The 26,314-nt window shown below is 64.2% G+C and carries 24 protein-coding genes and 2 tRNA genes; 12 read left to right on the top strand and 14 right to left on the bottom strand.

All coding sequences use genetic code 11. From position 1 onward, the window contains the following. The first annotated feature begins 9 nt into the window (after window positions 1–9). The 6 genes from CSQ91_RS16675 (at window position 10) to CSQ91_RS16650 (ending at window position 6,298) form a co-directional block, all read left to right on the top strand. Window positions 10–651: a 3-oxoacid CoA-transferase subunit B gene (locus CSQ91_RS16675; protein WP_099389008.1), complete on the top strand. Its 642-nt coding sequence runs from the start codon at window positions 10–12 to the stop codon at window positions 649–651. Window positions 652–706: 55 nt separating this feature from the next. Further along, on the top strand, window positions 707–1,909 hold the full coding sequence (pcaF, locus tag CSQ91_RS16670; RefSeq protein WP_099389007.1) for a 3-oxoadipyl-CoA thiolase: 1,203 nt from the start codon (window positions 707–709) through the stop codon (window positions 1,907–1,909). A 153-nt stretch (window positions 1,910–2,062) separates the two neighbouring features. Then, complete coding sequence (locus CSQ91_RS16665; RefSeq protein ID WP_034780684.1) at window positions 2,063–3,358, top strand: MFS family transporter; 1,296 nt, start codon at window positions 2,063–2,065, stop codon at window positions 3,356–3,358. 71 nt (window positions 3,359–3,429) lie between these two features. Continuing rightward, the gene (locus CSQ91_RS16660; RefSeq protein WP_099389006.1) at window positions 3,430–4,125 is read left to right on the top strand and encodes a fumarylacetoacetate hydrolase family protein; all 696 of its coding nucleotides are present in this window, start codon (window positions 3,430–3,432) and stop codon (window positions 4,123–4,125) included. 21 nt (window positions 4,126–4,146) lie between these two features. Beyond that, a complete protein-coding gene (locus tag CSQ91_RS16655; protein WP_373630536.1) occupies window positions 4,147–4,467 on the top strand; it encodes a thioredoxin family protein in 321 nt (106 codons plus the stop codon). A 544-nt stretch (window positions 4,468–5,011) separates the two neighbouring features. Further along, window positions 5,012–6,298: an MFS transporter gene (locus tag CSQ91_RS16650; protein ID WP_034780077.1), complete on the top strand. Its 1,287-nt coding sequence runs from the start codon at window positions 5,012–5,014 to the stop codon at window positions 6,296–6,298. Window positions 6,299–6,431: 133 nt separating this feature from the next. Here the strand turns inward: CSQ91_RS16650 and CSQ91_RS16645 are convergent, their stop codons facing one another. From CSQ91_RS16645 to CSQ91_RS16610, 8 genes are all read right to left on the bottom strand, one after another. Further along, entirely contained in the window at window positions 6,432–8,912 is a 2,481-nt protein-coding gene (locus tag CSQ91_RS16645) for a TonB-dependent siderophore receptor (RefSeq protein ID WP_099389004.1), read from the bottom strand. Window positions 8,913–8,991: 79 nt separating this feature from the next. After that, on the bottom strand, window positions 8,992–9,993 hold the full coding sequence (locus CSQ91_RS16640) for a FecR family protein (protein ID WP_099389003.1): 1,002 nt from the start codon (window positions 9,991–9,993) through the stop codon (window positions 8,992–8,994). After that, window positions 9,990–10,517 carry a sigma-70 family RNA polymerase sigma factor gene (locus CSQ91_RS16635; RefSeq protein ID WP_099389002.1) on the bottom strand — a complete coding sequence of 176 codons (528 nt, stop codon included), beginning with the start codon at window positions 10,515–10,517 and terminating at the stop codon, window positions 9,990–9,992. Before CSQ91_RS16635 ends, CSQ91_RS16640 begins: the two co-directional genes overlap by 4 nt. Window positions 10,518–10,699: 182 nt before the next feature. Then, window positions 10,700–10,776: transfer RNA gene (locus tag CSQ91_RS16630), tRNA-Met, on the bottom strand. A gap of 61 nt (window positions 10,777–10,837) precedes the next feature. Then, window positions 10,838–10,914 (bottom strand) — tRNA-Met (locus CSQ91_RS16625). Window positions 10,915–11,005: 91 nt separating this feature from the next. Beyond that, window positions 11,006–11,965, bottom strand: coding sequence for a tRNA (adenosine(37)-N6)-dimethylallyltransferase MiaA (gene miaA, locus CSQ91_RS16620; RefSeq protein WP_099389001.1), 960 nt, complete (start codon window positions 11,963–11,965; stop codon window positions 11,006–11,008). A gap of 105 nt (window positions 11,966–12,070) precedes the next feature. Next, window positions 12,071–13,975 carry a DNA mismatch repair endonuclease MutL gene (gene mutL, locus CSQ91_RS16615; protein ID WP_099389000.1) on the bottom strand — a complete coding sequence of 635 codons (1,905 nt, stop codon included), beginning with the start codon at window positions 13,973–13,975 and terminating at the stop codon, window positions 12,071–12,073. A 38-nt stretch (window positions 13,976–14,013) separates the two neighbouring features. Further along, entirely contained in the window at window positions 14,014–14,952 is a 939-nt protein-coding gene (locus CSQ91_RS16610; RefSeq protein ID WP_099388999.1) for a peptidylprolyl isomerase, read from the bottom strand. A gap of 269 nt (window positions 14,953–15,221) precedes the next feature. On the opposite strand from CSQ91_RS16610, the gene CSQ91_RS16605 reads away from it, so the two are divergent. Together CSQ91_RS16605 and CSQ91_RS16600 are read left to right on the top strand one after the other, a co-directional pair. Continuing rightward, the gene (locus tag CSQ91_RS16605) at window positions 15,222–15,872 is read left to right on the top strand and encodes a VTT domain-containing protein (RefSeq protein WP_034780059.1); all 651 of its coding nucleotides are present in this window, start codon (window positions 15,222–15,224) and stop codon (window positions 15,870–15,872) included. Between the two features lie 214 nt (window positions 15,873–16,086). After that, complete coding sequence (locus CSQ91_RS16600) at window positions 16,087–17,067, top strand: carbonic anhydrase (RefSeq protein ID WP_373630530.1); 981 nt, start codon at window positions 16,087–16,089, stop codon at window positions 17,065–17,067. On the opposite strand, the gene CSQ91_RS16595 is transcribed toward CSQ91_RS16600, so the two are convergent. Genes CSQ91_RS16595 through tsaE form a run of 3 tightly spaced genes read right to left on the bottom strand, consistent with a single transcriptional unit; the run spans window position 17,064 to window position 19,767 of the window. Beyond that, window positions 17,064–17,900: a D-hexose-6-phosphate mutarotase gene (locus CSQ91_RS16595; protein WP_099388998.1), complete on the bottom strand. Its 837-nt coding sequence runs from the start codon at window positions 17,898–17,900 to the stop codon at window positions 17,064–17,066. The two genes, CSQ91_RS16600 and CSQ91_RS16595, sit on opposite strands and share 4 nt — an antisense overlap. Before the next feature lie 14 nt (window positions 17,901–17,914). Then, on the bottom strand, window positions 17,915–19,315 hold the full coding sequence (locus CSQ91_RS16590; RefSeq protein ID WP_070281515.1) for an N-acetylmuramoyl-L-alanine amidase: 1,401 nt from the start codon (window positions 19,313–19,315) through the stop codon (window positions 17,915–17,917). After that, on the bottom strand, window positions 19,279–19,767 hold the full coding sequence (tsaE, locus tag CSQ91_RS16585; RefSeq protein ID WP_034780043.1) for a tRNA (adenosine(37)-N6)-threonylcarbamoyltransferase complex ATPase subunit type 1 TsaE: 489 nt from the start codon (window positions 19,765–19,767) through the stop codon (window positions 19,279–19,281). Before tsaE ends, CSQ91_RS16590 begins: the two co-directional genes overlap by 37 nt. 78 nt (window positions 19,768–19,845) lie before the next feature. On the opposite strand from tsaE, the gene queG reads away from it, so the two are divergent. Beyond that, window positions 19,846–20,937, top strand: a complete 1,092-nt coding sequence (queG, locus tag CSQ91_RS16580) for a tRNA epoxyqueuosine(34) reductase QueG (protein ID WP_034780040.1) — start codon at window positions 19,846–19,848, stop codon at window positions 20,935–20,937. A gap of 31 nt (window positions 20,938–20,968) precedes the next feature. On the opposite strand, the gene CSQ91_RS16575 is transcribed toward queG, so the two are convergent. After that, window positions 20,969–21,313, bottom strand: a complete 345-nt coding sequence (locus tag CSQ91_RS16575) for a DUF3052 family protein (protein WP_180278447.1) — start codon at window positions 21,311–21,313, stop codon at window positions 20,969–20,971. A gap of 146 nt (window positions 21,314–21,459) precedes the next feature. Here CSQ91_RS16575 and CSQ91_RS16570 point away from each other — a divergent pair, with 146 nt between their 5' ends. The 3 genes from CSQ91_RS16570 (at window position 21,460) to CSQ91_RS16560 (ending at window position 23,620) form a co-directional block, all read left to right on the top strand. Continuing rightward, window positions 21,460–22,152, top strand: a complete 693-nt coding sequence (locus CSQ91_RS16570) for a PadR family transcriptional regulator (RefSeq protein WP_099388996.1) — start codon at window positions 21,460–21,462, stop codon at window positions 22,150–22,152. A gap of 22 nt (window positions 22,153–22,174) precedes the next feature. Then, window positions 22,175–23,002, top strand: coding sequence for a siderophore-interacting protein (locus tag CSQ91_RS16565; RefSeq protein WP_099388995.1), 828 nt, complete (start codon window positions 22,175–22,177; stop codon window positions 23,000–23,002). Window positions 23,003–23,116: 114 nt separating this feature from the next. Next, window positions 23,117–23,620, top strand: coding sequence for a hypothetical protein (locus tag CSQ91_RS16560; RefSeq protein WP_143451041.1), 504 nt, complete (start codon window positions 23,117–23,119; stop codon window positions 23,618–23,620). A 15-nt stretch (window positions 23,621–23,635) separates the two neighbouring features. On the opposite strand, the gene CSQ91_RS16555 is transcribed toward CSQ91_RS16560, so the two are convergent. Both CSQ91_RS16555 and CSQ91_RS16550 read right to left on the bottom strand, forming a co-directional pair. After that, a complete protein-coding gene (locus CSQ91_RS16555) occupies window positions 23,636–24,220 on the bottom strand; it encodes a response regulator transcription factor (protein ID WP_034780029.1) in 585 nt (194 codons plus the stop codon). Window positions 24,221–24,252: 32 nt separating this feature from the next. Next, a complete protein-coding gene (locus CSQ91_RS16550; protein WP_257217376.1) occupies window positions 24,253–26,271 on the bottom strand; it encodes a sensor histidine kinase in 2,019 nt (672 codons plus the stop codon). Window positions 26,272–26,314: the final 43 nt, after the last annotated feature.

Below are 26,314 nucleotides of genomic sequence, written 5' to 3'. Positions count from 1 at the left end.
GAGTATCAAGTGAATAAGTGGAATCGAGATCAAATGGCGGCCCGCGTGGCGGCCGACATCCATGAAGGCAGTGTCGTCAACCTGGGCATCGGCTTGCCGACCCTGGTGGCGAACCACTTGCCGGCTGGTGCGGACATCATCCTGCACAGCGAAAACGGCGTCATCGGCATGGGCCCCGCGCCCGCGCCCGGCGAGGAAGACTACGACCTGATCAACGCGGGCAAGCAGCCCGTCACCCTGCTGGCGGGCGGCAGCTATTTTCACCATGCCGACAGCTTTGCCATGATGCGCGGCGGCCACCTGGACATCTGCGTGCTCGGGGCGTTTCAAGTGTCCGCCACGGGCGACCTGGCCAACTGGCACACGGGCGCGCCGGACGCCATTCCCGCCGTGGGCGGGGCCATGGACCTGGCCATCGGCGCGAAAAAGACCTGGATCATGATGGAATTGCTGACCAAGACGGGTGAAAGCAAGCTGGTGCAGGCCTGCACCTATCCGCTGACGGGCATCGCCTGCGTCAGCCGCATCTACAGCGACCTGGCCGTGCTCGACCTGTCGCCCGCCGGCGCCACGGTCGTCGAACTGGTCGAGGGCTTGAGTTTTGAGCAGCTGCAAGCCTTGACGGCCGTGCCGCTGACGGACGGACGTTAGTTCACCATCAATACGTCACCATCAATACGCAAACTACTTTCTTGGAGGAAAGAACATGACCCACGCATATATCTGCGACGCGCAGCGCACGCCGTTTGGCCGCTATGGCGGCGGACTCGCCGGCGTGCGCGCCGACGACCTGGGCGCCGTGCCCATCCGTGCCTTGATGGCACGCAATCCGCACGTGGACTGGACGGCTGTCACCGACGTGCTGTACGGCTGCGCCAACCAGGCGGGCGAGGATAACCGCAACGTGGCGCGCATGGCGGCCCTGCTGGCCGGCTTGCCCGACAGCGTGCCGGGCGCCACCCTGAACCGCCTGTGCGGCTCGGGCCTGGATGCCATCGGCAGCGCCGCGCGCTTCATCAAGAGCGGCGAGGCGGGCTTGCTGATCGCCGGCGGCGTGGAAAGCATGAGCCGCGCGCCGTTTGTCATGGGCAAGGCCGACAGCGCCTTTGCACGCGGCATGAAAATGGAAGACACGACCATCGGCTGGCGCTTCATCAATCCCTTGATGAAGGCGCAGTACGGCGTCGATTCGATGCCGGAAACGGCGGAAAACGTGGCCGTCGACTTCGGCATCAGCCGCGCGGACCAGGATGCGTTTGCTCTGGCCAGCCAGGTGAAAGCCCTGGCGGCGCAGCAGGCGGGCGTGTTCGACAGTGAAATCTGCCCCGTCAGCATCGCGCAAAAGAAAGGTGATCCTGTCGTTGTCAGCCGCGACGAGCATCCGCGCGCCACCACCCTGGAAACCTTGACGAAACTCAAACCTGTCGTGCGCGCGGACGGCACGATCACGGCCGGCAACGCGTCCGGCGTCAACGATGGCGCGGCGGCCCTGCTGCTGGCCGATGAAGCGAACGCGGCCCGCTTTGGCCTGACGCCGCGCGCCCGTGTCGTGGCCATGGCGACGGCCGGCGTGGCGCCGCGCATCATGGGCATCGGCCCCGCGCCCGCCACCCTGAAAGTGCTGGCCATGACGGGCTTGACCCTGGCCGACTTCGACGTCATCGAACTGAACGAAGCGTTCGCCGCCCAGGGCCTGGCCGTGCTGCGCCAGCTGGGCTTGCCTGACGACGACCCGCGCGTGAACCCGAACGGCGGCGCGATCGCCCTGGGTCACCCGCTGGGCGCGTCGGGCGCGCGCCTGGCGATGACGGCCGTCAACCAGCTGCACCGCACGGGCGGCCGCTACGCGCTTTGTACCATGTGCATCGGCGTGGGCCAGGGCATCGCGCTGGTGCTGGAACGGGTCTGATTCCACGCGCCCGCAGGCGAAAAAAAGTTGCCGGCGATACGTATTAACGCGTATGCCGGGCGGCTTTTTGACCCCGATCAAGGGCGTATGATGCAAAACCAGCCCGGGCAACCCGGCTGGCGTTGGCTTTTTCACACGAACAAGAAGACTGATATGACATCCCACGATACTCCGCACGACGTTGCGCAGCTGACTTCCCAGCAGCGCATCAAGGCCATCATTGGCGCTTCCTCCGGTAACCTGGTCGAATGGTTCGACTTCTACATTTACTCGTTCTGTGCGCTGTATTTCTCGCACGCCTTCTTCCCGTCCGGTAACCCGACGACGCAGCTGCTGCAGACGGCCGGCATCTTTGCCGCCGGCTTCCTCATGCGCCCGGTGGGCGGCTGGCTGTTCGGCCGCATCGCCGACAAATACGGCCGCCGCCAGTCGATGATGATTTCCGTGCTGATGATGTGCGGCGGTTCCTTGATGATCGCCGTGCTGCCCACGTATGAAACCATCGGCGCCTTCGCCCCGTTCCTGCTGCTGGTGGCGCGTCTGTTCCAGGGCTTGTCCGTGGGCGGCGAATACGGCACCAGCGCCACTTACATGAGTGAAGTGTCGGAATCGGGCAAGCGCGGCTTCTTTGCCTCGTTCCAGTACGTGACCCTGATCGGCGGCCAATTGCTGGCCTTGCTGGTGCTGGTGGTCTTGCAGCAATTGCTGACCTTGGAGGAGTTGCGTGCCTGGGGCTGGCGCATCCCGTTCGTGTTTGGCGCCCTGGCGGCCCTGGTGTCGCTGAACCTGCGTAAATCCCTGACGGAAACAACCACCGCCAGCGAGCGCAAGGACAAGGACGCGGGCAGCCTGCGCGGCTTGCTCAAGCACAAGCGCGCCTTCATCACGGTACTCGGCTTTACGGCCGGCGGCTCGCTCGTGTTCTACACGTTTACCACCTACATGCAGAAATACCTGGTCAACACGGCCGGCATGGACACCAAGACGGCCAGCGCCGTCATGACGTGCGCCTTGCTGGTCTACATGGTGCTGCAGCCGGTATTCGGCGCCCTGTCCGACCGCATCGGTCGCCGCACCTCGATGCTGTTCTTCGGCGGCCTGGCCACCCTGTGCGTGTTGCCGATCATGCATGCCTTGAAGGACATCACCAGCCCGTACGCGGCGTTTGGCCTGATCATCATCGCCCTGGCCATCATCAGTTTCTATACGTCGATCAGCGGCTTGATCAAGGCGGAAATGTTCCCCGTCGAAGTGCGCGCGCTGGGCGTGGGCCTGTCGTACGCGGTTGCCAACGCCATGTTCGGCGGTTCGGCAGAATACGTGGCGCTGCAGTTCAAGGCTTGGCACGTGGAAGAGTATTTCTATTGGTACGTGACTGTCATGTGCCTGATTTCCTTCATCGTCGCCATCCGCATGCCGGACCCGAGCCGCTCGGGACTGCTGAAATAAAGTTACCGTAAAATAGGGGACACTGCGGTGTCCCTTTTTCATCACCGTTATCGTGCCGATCAGGAGTCTTCATGTCGTATGTCATTCCCGCACCGATCCAGCCCAGCGTTCCCGTCACGGGCAGCGCCGACAGCTTTCCCGTCCACCGCATCTATTGCGTGGGTCGCAACTATGTCGACCACGCCAAGGAAATGGGCCACACGGGCCGCGAGGCGCCGTTTTTCTTCATGAAACCAAACGATGCCGTGCTGCCCGTGCCTGCCGGCACGACAGGCGAGCTGCCGTATCCGGCGCAGACGCAGGATTTCCAGCATGAGATGGAACTGGTGGTGGCCATCGGCAAGGGCGGCAGCGACATCGGCGTGACCGATGCGCTGAGCCACGTGTGGGGCTATGCGATCGGCCTGGACATGACGCGCCGTGACGTGCAGGGCGCAGCAAAAAAGCTGGGCCGTCCATGGGATACGGGCAAGGCCTTCGAGCATTCGGCGCCCATCGGCCCCATCACCCCCGCCGCGCAGGCGGGCGACGTCAAGCATGCCGCCATCACCCTGCACGTGAACGGCGAGCTGCGCCAGGGCAGCACGATCGACATGCTGATCTGGAACGTGGCTGAAACCATTGCCGACCTGTCGACCTACTTTACCTTGCAGCCGGGCGACCTGATCTACACGGGCACGCCGGCCGGCGTGGCGGCCGTGCAGCGCGGCGACGAGCTGGTGGGCGCCATCGATGGCCTGGAGACCTTGCGCCTCAAAGTGGTCTAAGTTTTCAAGGAGAGCGGCATGATGCACGATACGTATTCTGTAGCGCAACCGGCGCGTGCCGAGATCGACGCGTTGACGGGGCCGGCCCTGCTGGAATTCGGCACGGACTGGTGCGGCCACTGCCGCGCCACCCAGGCGCCGCTGGCCGCTGCGTTTGTGCAGCACTCCGCGGTGCCGCATCTGCGCGTGGAAGACGGCCCCGGCCGCGCGCTGGGGCGTTCGTTCCGGGTAAAACTGTGGCCGACCCTGGTTTTTTTGAAAGATGGCCAGGAAGTGGCGCGCCTCGTGCGCCCGCTCGACAGCCGCGAAATTGAGCAGACTTTTGCATTGATTGATGCGTAGGTCGGCTTAGCGCAGCGTAAGCCGACACCACCGCACATGCTCCATCACAACTTCTTGCCGCACTGCACCACTGCGCGTATCATAAGCCGCTTACAGCAAGATCAACCGCATCCTTCGTGATGCAGGCGCGATCATCGCCGGCCCGCTCCACCCGGAGGGGCCGCAGGCAAGGATTCACCACAAATGACCGATGCCGCGATGCCGACGCGCGGGTCTGGTACGGAATGCCTGGCGATACGCCGGGTCTGATACACGTCGCCCATCCCCTGACGCCTTTCCTGCCGTGCCCCGGGTAACCGGATGGCGCACGACCGTTGTTTCTCTAAATCAGCACTGTTCACAGCGCGATAGCGCGTGTTGCCGGCAGTTCGCTACGGCAACTAAAACCGTTGTTTTTTGTTTGCAAATTTAATAGCAAATGCGCGGCAAATGCCTGCGCGCAAGGCTATGATATGCGAACGACACGGAGACAACGTGCTGTGCTGCTGCCTGAAAAAACATCCAGAGAATGGCCTTTAGACACCCTCCCCAAGGAGCGCAGTAAATGAGCACCCCCCCCAAGAAAAATTCCCCCGGCACGGTGCTGTTCGCCAGTTTGATCGGCACCACCATCGAGTTCTTTGACTTTTATATCTACGCCACCGCCGCCGTGCTGGTGTTCCCGAAACTGTTCTTCCCCGCCGGCGACCCGTCGGCCGCCGTGCTGCAGTCGCTGGCCACGTTCGCCATCGCCTTCTTCGCGCGCCCCATCGGTTCGGCCGTGTTCGGCCACTTCGGCGACCGCATCGGCCGCAAGGCTACTCTTGTGGCAGCCTTGCTGACCATGGGTATTTCCACCGTCATCATCGGCTTGCTGCCGACCTATGCCGCCATCGGCACCCTGGCGCCGCTGCTGCTGGCGCTGTGCCGTTTCGGCCAGGGCCTGGGCCTGGGCGGCGAGTGGGGCGGCGCGGTGCTGCTGGCCACGGAAAACGCGCCACCGGGCAAGCGCGCCTGGTACGGCATGTTCCCGCAGCTGGGTGCGCCGATCGGCTTCTTCCTGTCGGGCGGCATTTTCCTGCTGCTGAGCGAAACCATGACCGATGAACAGTTCTTCAGCTACGGCTGGCGCATCCCGTTCCTGGCCAGCGCGCTGCTGGTCATCGTCGGCCTGTATGTGCGTCTGAAGATCACGGAAACGCCGGACTTCCAGAAAGTCATCGACAAGAAAGAGGTCGTCAAACTGCCCGTCGCCACCGTGTTCCGCCAGCATGGCCGCATGTTGTTCCTGGGCACCATCATCGCCCTGGCCACTTTCGTGCTGTTCTACCTGATGACGGTGTTCGCGCTGAGCTGGGGTACGACCAAGCTGGGCTTCACGCGCAAGGAGTTCCTCATCGTGCAACTGTTTGCCGTGCTGTTCTTTGCCCTGACGATACCCTTCTCGGCCGTGCTGGCCGACCGCCGCGGCCGCCGTGCGACCATGATCTGGGTCTCCGTCGCCATCGCCATCTTCGGCCTGGTGCTCGCGCCCATGTTCGGTTCCGGCGTGACCTGGGAAGTGACCGTCTTCATGGCTGTCGGCCTGGGCCTGATGGGCATGACCTACGGACCGCTGGGCACGATGCTGTCCGAGCTGTTCCCGCCTGAAGTGCGTTACACGGGCGCCTCGCTGACGTTCAACCTGGCCGGCATCCTGGGCGCCTCGCTGGCGCCGTACATCGCCACCTGGCTGGCCACCAACTACGGCTTGCAATACGTGGGCTACTACCTGTCGCTGGCGGCCGTGCTGACACTGGGCGCGCTGCTGATGGTGGGCAAGCCACGCGCGGGCAAGGAAGCCTGGGAATAAACACCCGCGCCAGCTGAATCCCCTTATGTAACGAACCCCGGAAGTTGGCATCCAACTTCCGGGGTTTTTTTATGGCGCCTCCGCCGCGCCATCATTCTGGCCGGTCATCCCGGCTCTCAGCCTCCCGATCCGTTTACCACTTCGGCGTGTACTTCAGGGTGAACTGCACGTTGCGCGGATCGCCAAAGTAGTTATTCGAACCGGTGGTGTTGTAGGACGGGATGATGTAGCGCTTGTCGAACACGTTGTTGACGTTGAGCGACAGGGCCACTTGCGGCGTGGCTTGCCAGCCCAGGCGCGCGTTCCAGATCGAGAAACCGGCAACCTTGAAGCTGCGTTCGGTATCGACCGTATGGCTTTGCAGGTTGGCGCCGGCGCCCACGCTGAATTTGTCCCAATCGCCAGGCAGGGTGTAGTTCGACCAAAGGCGCAGCATGTGCTTGGGCGTCCACGTGGAGAAGACCTGGCCCTTGTTGTCCGGATCGTCGAGGTAGGTCGTCGTCGTATAGGCGTAGCCTGCCGACAGTTGCAGGCCGCGCGCCACTTCGCCCGACATTTCCGCTTCCAGACCCTGGCTGCGCACCTTGCCCGAGGCGCGCGAGCAGTACCAGCCATCGCAGGCGAAACCGGCGGCGTAATCGGTGACGGCGCGGTCCTTGTGGTCATAGCGGAACACGGCCAGCGAGGTGTTGAGCTTGCCGTCCAGCAGTTCACCCTTGATGCCGCCCTCGTAGCTGCTGCCCGTGATCGGCTTGAGGGTCCGGCCTGCCACATCGTGGTTCGTCTGCGGCTGGAACACGTCCGCATAGCTGGCGTAGGCCGACCATTGCGGCGTCAGTGCATAGATCAGGCCCACCGATGGCGTGAACTTTGCCGTGGCGCTGGTGGCGTCGCGGTAGCCGTCCGGCGTGGCATATAGGAAGTCATACCAGTTGAAGCGCCCGCCCAGCAGGACCTTCAGATTGCTCGTCAGCTGGCCGTTCCAGGTGGCGTACAGGCCTTTCTGGCGCATGTCGTAGGTGCTGTAGCTGGTCACGCCCGCTGGGCGCGCGGCGATGGTGTCGAAGTCCTGCCACGGGCGATGGTGGTTGATATTGAAGATATCCGCACCTGTTTCCCACGCGCGCGCATAGCGGTCGGTCGACGTGAAGCTGGCATAGCTGGCGCCGACGACGACTTCCTGCGCGATGCCCAGTCCATTGAATTTGCCGCGCACGAAGGCGTCGATGCCGCGCTTGCGGTTGTCGAAATCGGTGGAAAAGTCGCCATAGCGCGCGCCGCTGCCATCGGGATTGATTTCAAAGGCCGTGCGCTGGTGCGTGGAGCTGGTGCTTTCATTCGTGCCCAGCGCCGAGGCTTTCAGGCTCCATTGCATATTGAAATGGTGTTCCAGATCCAGGTAGACGGTGCTCTGCTCGACCTGGCTGCGGTTCCAGTCGGCGCCCGTGAAGGTAGAGCGCGGCAGTGGCAGTGCGCTGCCGTCCTTGTAGCGGGGCAGGCCGATGAAAGTGGGACGGCCGTGGGCCTTGACATGGCTGGCGGCAAGGCCCACGGTGGTGGCGGGCGCCAGGTCGTAGTCGAGCGCCGCATACAGGGTGCGGTTCTTGCTCCACACCTGGTCGATGAAGGAGTGGCTATCGTCTTCATCGACGATGGCGCGTCCGCGCAGGGTGCCTTCCGCATTCAGGGGGGTGCTGATGTCGACCTGGGCGCCATAATGGTCCCAGGAGCCGGCACGGCCCGTCAGCGTGATCGCGCGCGCGGCCAGTGGACGCTTGCGCACCAGATTGACTGAACCACCGGGGCTGCCCGTGCCTACCAGCATGCTCGAGGCGCCGCGCAGCACTTCCAGGCGGTCGTAGATGACCATGTTTTCCTGGCCCCAGTTGCCCAGCGCATAGGTGTTGCGGTCGATCGGCACGCCGTCGTACTGCCATTGGTCGATCTGGAAGCCGCGCGCCGTGATCACCACGCCCGGCCCCACGCCATGCACGCCCACCACGCCCGTGACGTTATTGACAGCTTCGCGCAAGTCCGTGATGCCCTGGTCGTCCAGGCGCTGGCGCGTCAGCACGCTCACCGATTGGGGGATGTCCTTCATCGACTGCTCGCCCTTGCCGATGGTGATCTTGCGCGCCGTGTAGGAGCCGCTGCCTTCGGTGGTGGCGCCTTGCTCGGCCTGGCCGACGATGGTAATCGATGGCATGGTGCGCTCGGCAGCCGAGGCGGAGGTAGCGGCCGCTGTGGGCGCGGTTGCCGGCGCGGCCACCAGCACATAGCCGGTCGGGGTCTTGCCGATGGCGTAACCGCTGCCGCGCAGCAGCACGGCGAAACCGTCATCGATGGCATAGCTGCCCTGCAGTCCGGCGCTTTGCAAGCCTTGCACCTTGGCGGCGTCGATGACGATGGAGACGCCCGCCTGCTGCGCATAGCGGTTCAGGGCGCCGGCCAGCGGGCCGGCGGGGATGGCGTAGCTGGCGACAGCCGGCACGGCCTGGGCGACGGCCTGGGCGTGCAGGCCGGCGCCAGCGAGCAGCATGGCGGCCAGGGCCAGCGGGCGCAGACGCGTGCGCAGGGTATTCGGGGAGGAAACGGCAACGACTTGAGCGTACATGTGACAGCCTTTTTTGAATGATCTCAGCTGCCTTGACGCACGAGATGCGCACAGTGGAACCGCGAACGCAAAAAATTCTCTATTTATTTTTTGCGGTGCCGCTGGCGGGGGCGTCGACCATCACGAGATAGCGCGTCAGCATGCGGATGCGCAGTTGCGGGAAATTGTCGATGAGCAGTTGCAGCGCCTTGTCCGTGTCGTCCAGCGGCAGCACGGCGGCCACGCGGATGCCGGCGATCTGCGCGCGGTCGTAATGCAGCTGGCCGGGGCGGTGGCGCGCCAGCTCGTCGAGTACTTCGGCAAGCGGCTGGTCGTCGACCACCAGCTGGTGCGCGCGCCACGCTTCCTGCACGCTGGCCGCATCGATGGCCATGATAGGTCCCACGCCATCGTCCGTGATGCGCGCGCGCTGTCCCGCCCGCACCACGACGGCCGGATGTTGCGGCACCTGTGCCAGCACTTTGGACTCCAGCATGCTCAAGGTGGTGCTGCCGCCTTCCTTGCGGACGCTGAAGCGCGTGCCCAGCGCGCGGATTGCCGCCTGGTTGCTGTCGACGATGAAAGGGCGCTGCGCATCCTTGGCCACGTCGACGAGGATGTCGCCGCGTACCAGTTCCACATGCCGCTCTCCCGCATTGAAGCGCACGTTGACGGCGCTGTGGCTGCCCAGGGTCAGGCGGCTGCCATCGGCCAGGGTGTGCGTCTGCCATTGTCCCGTGGGGCTGCGCAGGTCGGCCAGCAGGTAGGCGGGGCGCTCGCTGATGACCAGCGCGCCGGTCAGCGCCAGCACGGCCACGGCGCTGGCGGCGGCCAGCTGGCGCAGACGCTGGCGCTTTGGGGCGATGGCGGCCAGGGCGGCGCGCGCGGGGCGATGGTCGCCGCCGGCAGGCTCGCGCACGGCGCTCAATTGAAGCAGCAGGTTTTCCATGCCGGCGGCGACTGTCGCGTGCAGCGGGTCGGCCGCCTTCCATGCGGCGAAGCCGGCCCGCGCCGTGTCGCGTTCGGACGGGTCGTCGGCGCTCAGGCGCACGATCCACCGTGCGGCCTGCTCGGCCGCCACGTCGGTGCGCGTGCTGTTCATGCCGCCATGGCCGGGCAGGCGTGGCGGCAGGCCAGCAAGGCTTGCACCAGGTATTTCTGTACCATGCGCGTGGAGACGTTCAGCTGCGCGGCGACGGCGGCCTGCGGCTGTTCTTCCAGGTAGTGCAGCAAAAAAGCGTCGCGCGCCTTGGCGGACAAGCCATCCAGTGCCGTGGCGATCTGCTCGAGCGCCTGCACGGCCATCAGGATCTCGTCCGGCGCAGGTGCGCCGGGCAGGCTGTCGGCCAGCAGGGCCAGTTCCGCCAGGTAGCTGCGCTCGAGTATCTGGCGGCGCGCGCGGTCGAGCAGCAATCGCTTTGCCGTGGTGGACAGATAGGCGCGCGGCTCGCGCATGCCGAACAGGGCGTCGCGCGAGGCGATGATGCGCACGAACGTATCTTGCGCCACGTCGGCCGCGCCATGCGGACAGCTGAGTTTTTTGCGCAGCCAGCCGACCAGCCAGCCGTGATGCTCGCTGTAGAGCGAATGCACTTGCTGTTGCAGGCTGGGCTGGATGGCGGACATGGGTGATGAGTAATATAAATGAGAATTATTCTCATTGTAAGCCGCAGGGGCCGCTTGCCACAATCCCCAATGCATGCGCAGAGGGCAGGTGTTGCGTGCAGGCCGCATGCGCGATGATGGCGGAAATGAAAAAACCCGCCGCTGCACGGGGCAGGGGCGGGTTTATCAGTGCTGCAAATTCTTGGTGGTGATAGGTGGACTTGAACCACCGACCCCAGCATTATGAATGCTGTGCTCTAACCAACTGAGCTATATCACCAAACAGACCGGTCAGACCGGATGCTGGTTGCGACCATGGTGATGCCATGATCCTTGTTCTTTGGTGGTGATAGGTGGACTTGAACCACCGACCCCAGCATTATGAATGCTGTGCTCTAACCAACTGAGCTATATCACCCAACAGCCGAGCATTATCCAGTCTTCCCATTTCCTTGTCAATGCCGGCGCAAAAAAATGTGCGGATTTTTCACGCGCCAGCACAGGCATGATTATTTTTGTAACGGCGTCAGCAAGGGCTGGATCTGCGCCAGCATGGACGAGGCCGGATCGGCACCGAGGCAATCGATGACGATGCGTTCCGGCATCGAGCGCAGCCAGGTGAGCTGCCGCTTGGCCAGCTGGCGCGTGGCGATGATGCCCGTCTCGCGCAGGGCGGCGCGGTCGATGTGGCCATCGAGATATTCCCAGGCCTGGCGGTAGCCCACGCAGCGCATCGAGGGCAAACCCGGGTGCAGGTCGCCGCGCCGGCGCAGCTGCTCCACTTCATCGAGCAGGGCGTCGTCTTTCAGCATGAGGTCGAAGCGCGTGGCGATGCGCGCATGCAGCACGGCGCGATCCGACGGTTCCAGCGCGAACGATTGCAATTGAAATGGCAGCACGGTCTTTTCGCGCCGGGCCAGCAGGGCCGACATGGGTTGGCCGGACAGCGCGATGATTTCCAGCGCGCGGCCGATGCGCTGCGCATCCTGCGGCGCCAGGCGCGCGGCCGTGACGGGATCCTGCTCCGCCAGGCGCGCATGCATGGCGGGCCAGCCGATGGCGGCCGCGTCTTCTTCCAGCCGGGCGCGCAGGACGGGATCGGCGCCGGGCAAGTCGTCGAGGCCATCGGCCAGGCCCTTGAAGTACAGCATGGTGCCGCCGACGAGCAGCGGCAGCCTGCCGCGCGCCGTGATCTCCTCCACCAGGCGCAGGGTATCGTTGCGGAACTGCGCCACGGAATACGCGTCGAGCGGGTCGATGATGTCGATCAAATGATGCGGTACCTGGGCCAGTTCTTCCTTCGACGGCTTGGCCGTGCCGATATCCATGCCGCGGTAAACGAGGGCGGAATCGACGGAAATGATCTCGGATGGAATGGCTTGCGCGATGGCCAGCGCACTGGCCGTCTTGCCGCTGGCCGTGGGGCCCATGATGGCGACGGCCAGGGGGAGGTGTGGGGTGTTTTGCATGTTGACTTTTGTAAGGTGATGCATAGGTCGGATTAGCGCAAGCGTAATCCGACGTGATGCCGCCGCCGCAGTGTCGGATTACGCTGCGCTAATCCGACCTACTGTCTATTGTCCGCGCAGGAACAGTTTATCGAGCGCATTGATCTCGACCTGTACCCACGTCGGCCGGCCGTGGTTGCACTGGTCGGCGCGTTCCGTGCTCTCCATCTGGCGCAGCAGGGCGTTCATTTCCTGCACCGATAAAATCCGGTTGGCGCGCACGGCCGTATGGCAGGCCAGGGTGCCCAGCAATTCGTTCTGGCGCTCGATCAGCACGCGCGAGCCGCCGTATTCGCGCACGTCGCGCAGCACGTCGCGCGCCAGGGTTTGCGCGTCCGCGTTTTTGAGCAGGGTCGGCACGGAGCGCACGGCCAGGGTGGTGGGCGACAGGGCGGCGATGTCGAAGCCCAGCGCCTTCAATGTGTCCTGGTTTTCATTCGCCGTCGACACTTCGATGGCGTCCGCGTAGAACGTCACGGGTATCAGCAGCGATTGCACCTGCATGTCCTGGCCGGAGACTTGCGCCTGCAGCGCGTTTTTCAGCTGCTCGTACAGGATGCGCTCGTGCGCCGCGTGCATGTCGACCAGCACCAGGCCCTTGGTGTTCTGCGCCAGGATGTAGATGCCATGCAGCTGGGCCAGGGCAAAGCCCAGCGGATATTCTTCGCGCGCCATCGCTTCGGGCGAGGCGATGTACGGTTCCACCTGCGTGATCGGCGAGGACGCGCCGCCGCCGAACAGGGCACCGTAGGCGGACGTGTCCTGCGCCACGCCAGGCGCGTCGGCAAAGAAGGGACGGGCGGCGCCGGGCGAGGAGGGCGCAAAGGTATTCGTAAATTGTGCGCCGAACGAGGTCTGCGTCTGCTCGCGGCGCCAGATGCCAGGTCCACCCAAACCCGCGCCCGCGGTATCACCGCCGAGGCTGGAGGCAGCCGGCAGGGGCGCCGGCACGCTGCCAAACGCCGTGGCCGACGTCTGCGCCAGGGCGCGCTGCACCGCGTGGAAGACGAACTGGTGCACGGAACGGCTGTCGCGGAAGCGCACTTCGATCTTCGACGGGTGCACGTTGACGTCGACCAGGGCGGGGTCGAGGTCGAGCGCCAGCACGTAGGATGGAAAACGGTCGCCGTGCAGCACGTCCTGGTAGGCCATGCGCACGGCGTGCACCAGCAGCTTGTCGCGCACGAAGCGCCCGTTGACATAAAAGAACTGGCCGTCGGCACGTGCCTTGGACGCCGTCGGCAAGCCGGCAAAGCCGTGAATGCGCAAGGTGCCGGCCGATTCGTCCAGCGCCAGGCGCGCTTCGGCGAAGTCATTGCCCAGGATGTGGGCGCTGCGCTTGGCCAGTTCGCTGATATTCCACTGGTCGATGGTGCGGCCATTGTGCGACAGCGAGAACGACACGTCCGGCCGCGCCAGCGCGATGCGGCGCACGACTTCGGCGCAATGGCCGTACTCCGTCTGCTCGGACTTGAGGAATTTGCGCCGCGCGGGCGTGTTGAAATACAGATCTTGCACGTCGACCGTGGTGCCGTGCGCGCCGGACGATGGCGAGACGCTGCCATTGTGCGAGCCGACGATTTCCCACGCGTGGGCCGCGTCCGCCGTGCGCGACGTCACGGTAACGGCAGCCACGGAAGCGATCGAGGCCAGCGCCTCGCCGCGAAAGCCCAGCGTGCCCACGTTTTCCAGGTCGTGCAGGGACGCGATCTTAGAGGTGGCATGGCGCGCCAGGGCCAGCGGTAGCTGGTCCTTGTCGATGCCGCGGCCGTTATCGGTAATCGCGATGCGTTTCACGCCCCCTTCTTCCAGCCGCACGGTGATCTGCGTGGCGCCCGAGTCGAGCGCGTTTTCCAGCAACTCCTTGACGACGGCGGACGGCCGTTCGACCACCTCGCCGGCGGCGATTTGCGAAATCAACTGGTCAGGCAAGGCCTGGATCGGGCGGTGGGGCGTGATGGGAGCGTTCATGCCCTGATTATAACGGGTTGCGAATTGCCGGGCATCGGCTACTTCGCCACCTCCCGCACCGGTATCGGCGCATTGCACAAGTCAATATGGCCGGCCGTGACCTTGCTCCACGGGCCGCCGCGGTGGCGCTGGGCGTCCAGCACGGCCTGGTAGGCGGCGCTGTCGGTGCGCATCACTTCCAGGTTTGCGCGTTGTGCCAAGGGCACGCTGGAGGCCAGGCGGATGGACTTGATCGGCACGTTTTTCTCGGGGCTGTCATAAAAGCCCATGGGCCCCGTGCCGCGCGGCAGGGTCGACAGCAATGGCATGCCGGAGACGACTCTGCCGACGACCGTGATGTCGCGGTCCAGGTGGCGCGGCGACTGGCCGATGACGGCGTACAGTTCCGTGCCGCCGCCGCTGTCGCTGGCGCTGTCGCGGCCCACGCCCACGGTGGCGTAGCAATGCGTGAGCCAGGCCGTGCCGGTTTTCGGGTCGCGCGCGGACGGGAAGCCGTTCGAATGCCCCACTTGCGGCGCATAGCCATCGACGTCCGGCAGGCGCGTGAAGCTCTTGACGTTTTTCAAGGGCACGGTGAATTCGCCGGGCAAGGTGCGCTGCGCATGCTGGATCGGCTTGGGATTTTTCTCGTTCGGATCGCCCCACTGCGCCACCCAGTTGTCCTGCGCGCGCGTGATGGCCAGGCCGTCGTAATACTGTTCGGCCACCAGGGCCTTGATGTTGGCCACGTGCTTCGGTGCGAAGTCTGGCGCCAATTCGATCACCACGCGGCCGGCGGGAATGTCCAGGTACAGGGTGTTGTCCGGATCCAGCGGACGCCAGTCGGATGGTTTCGAAGCCTTGATCACGTCGGCCAAGCCCGCTTTGGCGGGCAGTTCGGCGGGCGCCTTGATCTGCACAGGCGCCGCGTGGGCAGTCAGATGCGCAAGGCCCAGTACGGTGGCCATGGTCAGGCCGCTCAGTGGGTGTCGATACATGTTTTCTCCTGGTCGGCGCGGGTTGCGCCGGTCAGAAAGTGTATACCGGAATGGCAATATTTCGCTGAAAAAACGTTGCGCGGGCCGAACATGGTATGCCAGCAGGAAAACTGGCCTGAGCGAGTTGGCGGCGGTAATTCCTTAACCTTTCCTTAAAATGCCACACGCGCACGGGCACCGCATAATTAATCCTGAAATATCGGGCCGGGGACTGCCGTTGCGCTGGCCGGGTGGTGTATGATTCCGCCGCTACCTTTAGGGAAAAATATATGGATTTTGTGCAATTCCTCGACATGATCGTGCATGTCGACAAGACGCTGGGTCTCTTGATCGAGCAGTACGGTACCCTCGTGTATGCGGTGCTGTTCGCCATTATTTTTTGCGAGACAGGCCTCGTGGTGCTGTTTTTCTTCCCTGGGGATACCTTGCTGTTTATCGCCGGCGCGTTCTGCGCGACAGGGCAGATGCACCTGGGCTTGCTGATCTTCCTGCTTGTCACGGCGGCCATCACGGGCAACACGCTCAATTACTGGATAGGCGAGGCCATCGGGCAAAGGGTGTTTACCCACGATTACCGCTGGATCAACAAGGATGCCATGCGCCGCACGCACGAATTCTTTGAAAAGCACGGCGGCAAGACCATCATCCTGGCCCGTTTCGTGCCAGTGGTGCGTACCTTCGCGCCGTTCGTCGCTGGCATTTCCGACATGACGCATGCACGCTTCCAGATGTACAACGTGACGGGCGCCCTGTTGTGGGTGGTCGGTCTGGTGACGGCGGGTTACTTCTTCGGCAATATCCCGTGGATCCGCGACCACCTGACCTTGATCGTGCTGATCGGTGTCGGCGCCGCCGTCGTGCCGGTGGTACTGGGCGGCTTGTGGAAACTCTACAAGCGCATGGTCGGCAAGTCGGCGTAAGCGTAAGGCCGCATGGATCCGGGGCAAGCGCGCTGCGGCACAGCCCGCAGCCGGCCCCGGATCCCGTTTTTCTCTGCCTTGTTTCTGTTTTACTCCCGCGCTGATTCAAGTTTTGTTGCTTTCCAGCCGTAAACCAGAGGGTATTCTCACTTTCTGGATTTCCATGCGACATTTGAGCGCCCTGTTAGCTTGCAGCCTTGCCGCGATGACGGCCATGGCAAGCGCCAAAGATGCCCCCGCCCCGGCGAGCGCCGCCGCATCCGCGCCCATGTCGGCGTCGGCGCGCGCGGCCGCCATGAAAACCCTGACCGAATCGGTGAAGGGCAAGGAGGCCAAGGCGCCTGTCGTCGTCGCACCCACGGCGCGCGAAAAGGAAGAAGCGGCCGAAGTCGACCTGTCCGAACGCATAGCGGCGCGCCTGGCGGAAATGCGCGCCACCCAGGCGGCCCGCGCCGCCGCCCGCGCCAAGCGCGCCGCCGTGGTGAAGGCCGCGCCGCCGCCACCACCGCCCGTGCCGCGCGGCACGCACTGGTCGTACGAGGGCGACAGCGGCCCGGCCCACTGGAGCAAGATCAATGTCGACTGGGCCAAGTGCGGCAATGGCAGCCGGCAGTCGCCGATCGATATCCGCGACGGCATGAAGGTGGAACTCGAGCAGATCAGCTTTGACTACCATCCGTCGTCGTTCAATGTGGTCGACAATGGCCATACGGTGCAGGTGGGCGTGAGCGGCGGCAATTACATCACGGTGCAGAACCGCATGTTCGAGCTGCAGCAATTCCATTTCCACCGCCCGTCCGAAGAGCGCATCAATGGCAAGGCATTCGAGATGGTGGTGCACCTGGTGCACCGCGATGCGGAAGGCCGGCAAGCCGTGCTGGCGCTGCTGCTGGAGCGGGGCGCGCCGCAGGCGACCATCCAGACCGTGTGGAACAACCTGCCGCTGGAAAAATTCGAGACCATGCAGCCGACCATCCTGCTCGACCCGGCCGAGATGCTGCCCACGCGGCGCGAGTACTACACGTACATGGGATCGATGACGGAGCCGCCTTGCAGCGAAGGCGTGTTGTGGCTGGTGATGAAGCAGCCGGTGCAGGCTTCGCCGGCGCAGATGGCGCTGTTCAGCCGCTTGTATCCCTTGAATGCGCGCCCAATCCAGCCTTCAAATGGACGCATCATCAAGGAATCGAATTAAATAAATGCGAGATGCTGGCGGCCCGTCCATTCGGCGCCGGCGGCCAGCAGGTCGGGCTGGATCAGGGCCGGCTCGATGCAGATGAAGCGCTGGTATTCATCGTCGGCCAGGTCGGGCAGGGCGGCCGCGTCTTGCGCGCCCGGGTTCCACACGACGGCGTCCGTAAAGCCCTGCTGTTCCAGGCGCAGCGTATGGCCGCCGGACTGCAGGCTCAAGGCGCCCGGCAGCTGGTAGTAGATGCGGTCCAGCTTGTCCGCGAATTGCAGCACCTCTTCCGCCTGCAAGGCATCTTGCGGCGTTTCGTCCGAATAGCGCACGCGCTGCAAGCCGCCGACGCGCGCCTCGCTCAATTGATCTATCGAAAAATAGCTGTGCAGGGCCGCCGAGAATGGAAACGCCTGCTCGCCCGTGTTATGCACGGACAGGTTCAGTTCCAGCGTCTGCGCCTTGACGGCCACGCGCAGGCGCAAGGTGAAGGCATAGGCCCAGGTGGTGGCGATCGCTTCCGGCAAGTCAGCCTGGGTCAGGGCAAATTGCGCCCATGCGGCGCCATCGGTGTCGCCGCTCGATTCCAGCTGCCAGGTCGCCACGCGCGCAAAGCCGTGGCGCATGCCCGTGCCGCGCGCGCCGAACTGGGGAAAGATCACGGGCACGCCGCCACGGATGGCGCGGCTGCCGTCCAGCGCGGAATCCCGGCTGCAGAACAGGCGCTCCTGGCCATCGCTGGTCTGCCACGAGACCAGGTGGCCGCCGTACAGGGTGACGGTCGCCTGCGCGCCGTCGGCGGCGCGGATGGTCACGGCCGGCAGCTCGCCAAAGATACTCTTGCTCATGCTAGGCTTTCATGTCAGGTCAGGCGGCTTTTCGCCAGCGGCGGATTCTTGGCAAAATAATTCTTGATGCCCGTGACGATGGCGTCGGCCATCTGGTCCTGATAGCCGTTGTCGGTCAGCTTGGCTTCTTCTTCCGGATTGGAGATGAACGCCGTCTCGATCAGGATGGAGGGAATGTCCGGCGCTTTCAGCACGGCGAAGCCGGCCTGCTCGACGGAACCCTTGTGCAGACGGTTGATGCCGCCGATTTCGCGCAGCACGGCCTTGCCCAGCTTCATGCTGTCATTGATCTGCGCCGTCGTCGACAGGTCGAGCAGCACGCTGGCCAGCTGCTTGTCGTGGTTCTTTACGTTCACGCCGCCGATCAGGTCGGCCTGGTTTTCCTTGTTGGCCAGCCAGCGCGCGGCCGTCGAGGTGGCACCCTTTTCGGACAGCACGAAGACGGACGAACCGCGCGCCGTCGGCTGGATGAAGGCGTCGGCGTGGATCGAGACGAACAGGTCGGCCTGCACCTTGCGCGCCTTTTCCACGCGCATGCCCAGCGGGACGAAGAAATCGGCGTCGCGCGTGAGCATGACGCGCATGTTGGGCTGCAGTTCCAGCTTGGTCTTGAGGCGCTTGGCGATGGCCAGCACCACGTCTTTTTCGCGGCTGCCCCGGCTGCCCATGGCGCCAGGATCTTCGCCGCCGTGGCCGGGATCGAGCGCGATGGTAATCATGCGCACCACTTTCTGGCCCGGCAGGGGACGTGCTTCGGGACGCTGTTCCGGACGGATATCGGGCACGGGCGGCACGATGGGCGCTACCGGTGGCACGACGGCGGCGACGGGCGGCTTGCCGCTCTCGGGCAGGGGCAGCGCGGGCGGCGGCGTATGCGTGCCGGCCATTGGCGGCTTGGCAGGGTCGCTCGACCAGTCGCCCTTTTCGATCATTTGCGCGATCAGGTCCGGCTCGTGCACGGGATACAGGTCGAAAATCAAACGGTGGTTGTAGGAGCCGGCCGGCGGCAGCGTAAACAGCTGCGGCGTGACCTCTTCCTTCAGGTCGAATACCAGGCGCACGACGTTGGGCCGGTTCTGGCCCACGCGCACCTGCTTGATGTACGGGTCGTTCGACTGGATCTTCGCCACCAGGCCCTTGAGCGTTGGATTGAGTTCCAGTCCTTCGATGTCGACCACCAGGCGTTCCGGGTCCTTGACGATGAAGTGGGTCGCCTTGAGGATGCTGTCGTTTTCCAGCGTGACGCGGGTATAGTCCTCGGCCGGCCAGACGCGCACGGCGAGAATTTGCGCCGCCATCGCCGACATGGGCGCGAACACGGACAGCAGCAGGGTGCCGCCGGCCTTGAGTACCGTGCGCCGGGTGATGGGCGAGGAGATCAAAGGTTCGGGGCGAATTTGAGACGGTGAAGGCATGACAGACCCAATTCAGAAGACGCTTGCAATTCTACATCACGTCCTGTACCCGCAACGTTCAAATAAATATTCAGGTCGGCCGGCGGCAGCACCGGCTCGGCTTTCTCCGGCCATTCGACGATGCAGATATTGCGGCCGTCGAAGTCTTCGCGAAAACCCGCGTCGAGGAATTCCTCGGCGCTGCCCATGCGGTACAGGTCGAAATGGATGACGTTGACGCTCTGGCCATCGAGCTGCACCGTGTACGGTTCGGACAAGGTATAGGTGGGGCTTTTCACGTGGCCCGCATGGCCGGCCGCGTGCAGCAGGGCGCGCGTGAGGGCCGTCTTGCCGGCGCCAAGGTCGCCGTGCAGGTAGATCGCCAGGCCCGGCGCCAGTGCGCGCGCCAGCGCGGCGCCCAGCGCGGCGGTGCCGGCTTCGTCGTGGAGGTGGGCTTTGAAGTGTTCGGTCATTATCTTCGGTATCGCATAAAATGGAGGCTGCTGTCATTGTAACCGCCCGCGCGCCTGCCGTTTTCCGTAAAGTCCCCTATGTCCGCCACCGTCACCGATCTCGCCGCCTTGGCGCGCACCATTAAAGAATGGGGGCGCGAGCTGGGTTTTGCCGAGGTGCGTATCGCCGACGTGGACCTGTCGCACATGGAAGCGCCCTTGCAAGCCTGGCTCGATGCAGGGTATCACGGCGAAATGGATTACATGGCCAGCCACGGCATGAAGCGCGCGCGCCCGGCCGAACTGGTGCCGGGCACGGTGCGCGCCATCAGCGCGCGCATGAATTATCTGCCGCCGGCGCTGGGGCCCGACTGGCGTGAGCACGAGGCGGCGCGCGATGCCGATCCCGCGGCGGCCGTGATCTCCGTGTATGCGCGCGGCCGCGACTATCACAAGGTCATGCGTTCGCGCCTGCAGCAGCTGGCCGAGCGCATCAAGGGCGAGATCGGTGACTTCGGCTACCGCGTCTTCAGCGATTCGGCGCCCGTGATGGAGGTCGAGCTGGCGCAAAAGGGCGGGCTGGGCTGGCGCGGCAAGCATACCTTGCTGATCAACCGCCAGGGCGGCTCCTTCTTTTTCCTCGGCGAGATACTCATCGACGTGCCGCTGCCCGTCGACCCGCCGGAGACACCGCGCTGCGGCCAGTGCTCGGCGTGCATCACGGTGTGCCCGACGCAAGCCATCCTGGGGCCGTACCAGCTTGACGCGCGCCGCTGCATCTCCTACCTGACGATCGAATTGAAGGGGGCCATCCCCGTCGAGATGCGCCCATTGATCGGCAACAAGGTGTATGGCTGCGACGATTGCCAGACCGTCTGCCCGTGGAACAAGTTCGCCCAGCGCGCCGTCGTGCCGGACTTCGACGAGCGCCACAGCCTGGGCAGCGCCGGCATGGTGGAACTGTTCGCCTGGACGGAAGAGGAATTCAACCGCCGCATGGAAGGCAGCGCGATCCGCCGCATCGGCCACGAACGCTGGCTGCGCAACCTGGCCGTCGGCATGGGCAACGCGGCGACCAAGGCCCGGGGCCAGGCCGACATCGTCGCGGCCCTGCTGTCGCGCCGCGAGCATCCGTCGGCCATCGTGCGCGAACACGTCGAATGGGCGCTGGCGCTGCACGGCATCGCCTGACCTGCGTTTATTTCTGCGTTTATCCCTGCGTTTAAACCTGCTTCAGGCGCAGCGCCGACCACTGACTATCGATGGCGACCATGGCCACGCTGTCGAGGCCCATGGTTTGCGCAAAGTCGCGGATATCGTCGCGCTGGATGTCGCTGCCCGCTTTGATTCCGCCCTTGCGGTATGCCACCCAGACCGCGCCGCCGGGCGCCAGGCGCGCCTGCGCCACCGGCAGGTACAGCTCCAGTTCCGCGCGGCTGCGCGCGAACAGCAATAGCCAGTCGGCATTTTCACCGTCCCGCACCAGCCGCTCTGGCGGCAACTGCGCCAGCAATTCCCCATGTTCGCCGCCGTCATTGAGCACGGCCAGGGCCGTGGCATTTTTCACATACATTTTTTCTGGGACAGTTTTTTCAGGCATGGCATCGGCGTGTCGATTGCGGAAAGACGAGCATAACAAATTTCTCCTTGACTTATCGATATATCGTTATAAAATGACGATACCTACTAACGATATATCTTTAAAGAGAAAACATGAGAAACTCACACCACGCAGAACACGGCCATCACGGCCATCACGGCCATTGCGGCCATCACCATCATCACGGCCATTGCGGCCAGCAGCATCACCATGGCGAACACCGCCACGAGCACCGCAGCGAATACGCCATGCATGGCCGCGGCCCGCGCAGTTTCGACGAGCGCGGCGACGGCATGGGCCATGGCGGCCCCGGTGGCCCAGGTGGACGAGGGCGCGGCGAACGGGCCGAGCGCGTCTTCGGCCGCGGCGACCTGCCGCTGATCGTGCTGGCGCTGATCGAAATCAGCCCGCGCCACGGCTATGAAATCATCAAGGCCATCGAAGAGCGTTGCGGCGGCGCCTACGCCCCCAGCCCGGGCGCCGTGTACCCGACCCTGACCCTGCTGGAAGAGCAGGATCACGTCACCTCAAGCGAGAGCGCCAGCGGCAAGAAGCTCTACACGATCACGGACCTGGGGCGCGCGTATCTCGACGAGAATCGCGCCCAGGTGGATGGCATCCTGGCCCGGCTCGACATGTTTGCCCGCGTCCAGGCGCGCAACGCCTTGCCCGAGCGCGTGCGCCAGGCCATGCACACCCTCAAGCATGCGCTGTTGCTGAACAAGACCAGCTGGAACGACGCGGAAGCCGAGCGCGTCTCCGCCGTGCTGGAGCAGGCGGCGAATGCCATCGTCGACGGCCACTGAGCCTACTTTACAAGGATAAGCAATGACTACTGCATCACCTGCAGCACCACGTCCGCATGCCATCGAGCGCGTGCGGCATGACTTGAAACTGCGCGTGCTCACCGTCGTGCGCACCGAGCAGATCACGCCGCACATGCGCCGCATCACCCTGGCGGGCGACGACCTGGATGGCTTTGTCTCGCCGGCGCACGACGATCACGTCAAGCTGTTCTTCCCCGCCCCGGGCGAGACAGCGCCCGTGTTTCCCGTGCTGGGCAATGGCCCGAATCCCATCCAGTACGCGGAAGGCGCGCGTCCCATCGCCCGCAATTACACGCCGCGCCGCTATGACGCTGCGCGGCGTGAGCTGGAAATCGACTTCGTGCTGCATGGCGACGGCCCTGCGGCCAGCTGGGCGGCGCAAGCGGCGCCCGGCCAGACCCTGGGCGTGGGCGGACCGCGCGGCTCCATGCTGGTGCCGCTCGATTTCGACTGGTATGTGCTGGTGGGCGACCAGACGGCCTTGCCGGCCATTGCCCGCCGCCTGGAGCAGTTGCCGGCCACGGCGCGGGCGATTGCCGTGATCGAGATCGTCGAAGACGGCGAACAGATCGCGTTGGAGTGCGCCGCGCAGCTGGACGTGCGCTGGGTAGCGCGCAATGGCGGCAAGGGGCCGCTGCTGCTGGAAGAATTGGCGAAGGTCGCCTTGCCGCAGGATGGCGACGGCTATGTGTGGGTGGCGTGCGAGCATGCGCAGGTGCAGGGCTTGCGCGGGCACTTTATTGACGCCGGTGTGCCGAAGCTGCATCTGCATGTGGCCAGTTACTGGAAGCATGGGGCGGCGGAGCATCACGAGCATCACGATGAATAATTGCTGAACAGCCCTATCAGCCGGTCGGTACTGCGCATGAGATGATTGTCTGGTTTTTAACTTTCCAATTGCATATAATTATTTTTTTTGGGAAATAATATTCAGGAGGGAATGTTGAAATTACTATCTTTGAGCGTGCTGGCTGTGGTGCTGATGGGGTGTTCCACTCCGCGTCCGCCTGTTGTCATGCCAGAATTCCAGCAGGCGGAATATGATGCCTTGAGTAAAACAGGCAGTGGCGGCGTCAAGGGACAGGCCTTCATGAAGACCAAAGGCGGCGAATTCAAGAAGGCTGGTGGAGAGAAGGTCACCTTGCGTCCGAAGACGGAATATGCGCGCAAGCTGGCGATGCTGCCGGCGTCGCTGTACAAACGCCAGGTAGTCGGCACTGTCAGTCCGAAGATCCGTGACTATGACCGTACGACCATGGCCGACAGCGAAGGACGGTTCGAATTCACGGATGTACCCGACGGCACGTATTACGTCACCACCAACGTGAGCTGGTCTGTGTTCTATCCCGGCGCATTCACCCCTGTCGAAAGCAAGCAAGGCGGTACGATCACGACGGAAGTTACCGTGGCCGACAGCAAGGTATCTACTGTCATGCTGACGCGTTAGCGTACAGGACGCTTTTTACTTCAACAACCCCGCCAGCTCCACCGCCGTCTTGACCTGCATCTTGTCGAAGATATGCGCGCGGTGGACTTCCACGGTGCGCATGCTGATGCCCAGCTTGTCGGCCACCACCTTGTTCATCTTGCCCGCCAAAATCAGGTCCAGCACTTCGCGTTCGCGCGTCGACAGGGTGGCCAGGCGCGCATGCACGGCGGCCAGTTCGCCCGCCTGGCGCGAGTTGGCCAGTCCCTGCTGCACGCGGTCCATCAGGTCGTTGTCGTTGAACGGCTTTTCAAAGAAATCGAAGGCGCCCCGTTTCAGGCTGTCCACGGCCATCGGCACGTCGCCGTGGCCGGTGAGGAAAATCACGGGCAGGCGCGCCGTCAGGTCGCGCTTGACCAGCTGGTCGAACAGGGCGATGCCGTTCATGTCGGGCATGCGCACGTCGAGCAGCACGCAGTCGCCGGCGGCGTCGAAGCTGCCGTCCAGGCTATCTAGGAATTGCTGCGCGCTGGCATAGTTGCGCGCCTCGATGCTGCGCGAGGCGGCCAGCCAGGACAGGGAGTCGCGTACGACCTCTTCGTCGTCAATGATGTGTAGCATGGGGTCTCCGGCTTGTCGTTGTGCGTTATTAGTCAATTCGAGTGCGGCGCGCGCGGCGCGGCCGGCACGCTGAATGTAAAGATGGTACCGCCAGCGGGGTTGGCGCCGAAGGTCAGCGCGCCGCCATGAAATTCGATGGCGGTGCGGCAGATGTTCAAGCCCATGCCCATGCCTTCGGACTTGGTCGAGAAAAACGGCGAAAACAGCCGCTCGGCCACGTCCTGGGGAATGCCGTGGCCATGGTCGATCACGTCCACCGTCACCATGCCCTGCTGCGCGTCGTGGCTGGCCCGCAGGCGCATGATACGCCGTCCCGGCGCCGCATCCTGCATGGCCTCGATGGCGTTGCGCGTCAGGTTCAGCAGCACCTGCTCGATCATCACGGGGTCGGCGCGCAGCAGCGGCAGGTCCGGCGGCAGCTCTTCCTGGATGGTGACATAGTATTTGCGGGCCTGCAGGTCGATCAGCGCGCGGATGCCGTCGATCAGTGTGCGGATGGCGATATCCTGGCGCTGCGGCTCGCTTTTGCGCACGAAATCGTGCACGCTGCGGATGATCTGGCCGGCCCGCTGCGCCTGCGCGCTGGCTTGCTCCAGCGCCGGTTTCAAGGTGCCCGGATCGACGGGGGCGTCATGCTCGATGGCGCGGCGGATCAGGTTCAGCGCCCCCGTGGTGTAGCTGGAAATGGCCGCCAGCGGCTGATTTAATTCGTGCGCCAGCATCGACGCCAGCTCGCCCATGGTGGCCAGGCGCGAACTCGTTTGCAGTTTTTCCTGCTGCTGGCGATTCAGTTCCTCGACCCGCTTGCGGTCCGAGATATCGAGCACGGAACCCATCCAGCCCGTCTGCTGGCCGTTCTTGTCCACCAGCGGCGCTTCGAAGATCAGCACGGCCACGCGCGTGCCGTCGGGGCGCTGGAAATAGGTTTCGAACTGCGGCGTGGGGTTGCCGGCCAGGGCCTTGACGAAGCGCTGCTGGTATTCCTCCAGCGCCTCGGGCACCCAGTAGGGCATGGGCGGCAAACGGCCCAGGATTTCCTCGGGCGGATAGCCGACGATCTGGCAAAACGCGGGATTCACATATGTGACTCTTCCTTCGAGGTCGCGCGCGCGCATGCCTGTCACCAGCGAGTTTTCCATCGCCGTGCGAAACAGCATCTGCTGGCGCAGCGCGCCCTCGGCCACCAGGCGGCGCGAAATATGCCGCCACAGGGCCAGCAGGCTCCATAATAAACCCAGCGACAGGGCGATGACGGAGCCGACCAGCAGATTGGGCAGCAGCTTGGGCTGGCTTTTCACGCTGTCGGTAAACAAGGTGATGGTGGCGCCGGGCACGTCGAGCGCGCGCTTGTGCGTGTACACGCCGTGGCCGGGACCGGCGGCGGCGCGCCGCGCCAGCACCTTGTCGTCGCGGTCGATCAGCGAAATCTGGTTATCCTGCGCAAACCACCACGGCACCATTTCATCGAGCAGGCTGCTGATCTGGTAGGTGGCCACCAGGCTGCCGACATAGCGCTGGCCATCGAACAGGGGCTGGTGGTAATCCATCAGCATGGCGCCCGGCGGCGCGTCGGGAAAGCCGCTCTGCTGCGAAGGCTGGGCGTACTGGCCCCGGTGCAGGCGGCGCGCATTGTCGGCCGCCGTCAGCGAGGCCGGTGAAAACGACAGGGCATGCGGCAGGCTGTTGTCGCTGGTGGCCAGCACCTTGCCGCTGGTGTCGAGCCACAGCACGCGTTGCAGTTCGCGGCCATTGCGCAGCATCTGCTGCAGCCGTTCGTGCACTTTTTCCGCACCCAGCGAGGCGCTGGCGATATCGACACCCAGGTTGAACAGGCTTTCCTCGTTGCGCGCCAGCTGGAAGCGGATGGTCTGCTCCACCCACAGGGTGTCGGCGATCAATTGCTCCTGGCGCTCGTTGCTTTCCATCTGGCGCGCCTGCCAGGGCAGCCAGAACAGGATGGACAGGAACAGCAGCAGCAATATGACGGGCAGCAGCCAGCGCATCGGGCTCGATAGCTTGAAGCGGCGTGCAAGGGTTGGGGGAGTCGGCATGGCTGGCAGGGTAGCGGCTTATCGGGAGCCGGCTATTGTGGTT

The organism is Janthinobacterium sp. BJB301 (genome assembly GCF_002735685.1).
In the GTDB taxonomy this organism is placed as follows: domain Bacteria; phylum Pseudomonadota; class Gammaproteobacteria; order Burkholderiales; family Burkholderiaceae_D; genus Janthinobacterium; species Janthinobacterium lividum.
The sequence above is the reverse complement of the archived record's forward strand: the minus strand, read 5'-3'. Positions and strand labels throughout refer to the sequence as shown.

Bases quoted from the DNA above. Each gene is read 5' to 3' on its own strand.
- pcaF (WP_099389007.1), top strand. From the start codon at position 707: ATGACCCACGCATATATCTGCGACGCGCAGCGCACGCCGTTTGGCCGC.
- CSQ91_RS16665 (WP_034780684.1), top strand. From the start codon at position 2,063: ATGACATCCCACGATACTCCGCACGACGTTGCGCAGCTGACTTCCCAG.
- CSQ91_RS16660 (WP_099389006.1), top strand. From the start codon at position 3,430: ATGTCGTATGTCATTCCCGCACCGATCCAGCCCAGCGTTCCCGTCACG.
- CSQ91_RS16655 (WP_373630536.1), top strand. From the start codon at position 4,147: ATGCACGATACGTATTCTGTAGCGCAACCGGCGCGTGCCGAGATCGAC.
- CSQ91_RS16650 (WP_034780077.1), top strand. From the start codon at position 5,012: ATGAGCACCCCCCCCAAGAAAAATTCCCCCGGCACGGTGCTGTTCGCC.
- CSQ91_RS16645 (WP_099389004.1), bottom strand. From the start codon at position 8,912: ATGTACGCTCAAGTCGTTGCCGTTTCCTCCCCGAATACCCTGCGCACG.
- CSQ91_RS16640 (WP_099389003.1), bottom strand. From the start codon at position 9,993: ATGAACAGCACGCGCACCGACGTGGCGGCCGAGCAGGCCGCACGGTGG.
- CSQ91_RS16635 (WP_099389002.1), bottom strand. From the start codon at position 10,517: ATGTCCGCCATCCAGCCCAGCCTGCAACAGCAAGTGCATTCGCTCTAC.
- miaA (WP_099389001.1), bottom strand. From the start codon at position 11,965: ATGCAAAACACCCCACACCTCCCCCTGGCCGTCGCCATCATGGGCCCC.
- mutL (WP_099389000.1), bottom strand. From the start codon at position 13,975: ATGAACGCTCCCATCACGCCCCACCGCCCGATCCAGGCCTTGCCTGAC.
- CSQ91_RS16610 (WP_099388999.1), bottom strand. From the start codon at position 14,952: ATGTATCGACACCCACTGAGCGGCCTGACCATGGCCACCGTACTGGGC.
- CSQ91_RS16605 (WP_034780059.1), top strand. From the start codon at position 15,222: ATGGATTTTGTGCAATTCCTCGACATGATCGTGCATGTCGACAAGACG.
- CSQ91_RS16600 (WP_373630530.1), top strand. From the start codon at position 16,087: ATGGCAAGCGCCAAAGATGCCCCCGCCCCGGCGAGCGCCGCCGCATCC.
- CSQ91_RS16595 (WP_099388998.1), bottom strand. From the start codon at position 17,900: ATGAGCAAGAGTATCTTTGGCGAGCTGCCGGCCGTGACCATCCGCGCC.
- CSQ91_RS16590 (WP_070281515.1), bottom strand. From the start codon at position 19,315: ATGCCTTCACCGTCTCAAATTCGCCCCGAACCTTTGATCTCCTCGCCC.
- tsaE (WP_034780043.1), bottom strand. From the start codon at position 19,767: ATGACCGAACACTTCAAAGCCCACCTCCACGACGAAGCCGGCACCGCC.
- queG (WP_034780040.1), top strand. From the start codon at position 19,846: ATGTCCGCCACCGTCACCGATCTCGCCGCCTTGGCGCGCACCATTAAA.
- CSQ91_RS16570 (WP_099388996.1), top strand. From the start codon at position 21,460: ATGAGAAACTCACACCACGCAGAACACGGCCATCACGGCCATCACGGC.
- CSQ91_RS16565 (WP_099388995.1), top strand. From the start codon at position 22,175: ATGACTACTGCATCACCTGCAGCACCACGTCCGCATGCCATCGAGCGC.
- CSQ91_RS16555 (WP_034780029.1), bottom strand. From the start codon at position 24,220: ATGCTACACATCATTGACGACGAAGAGGTCGTACGCGACTCCCTGTCC.
- CSQ91_RS16550 (WP_257217376.1), bottom strand. From the start codon at position 26,271: ATGCCGACTCCCCCAACCCTTGCACGCCGCTTCAAGCTATCGAGCCCG.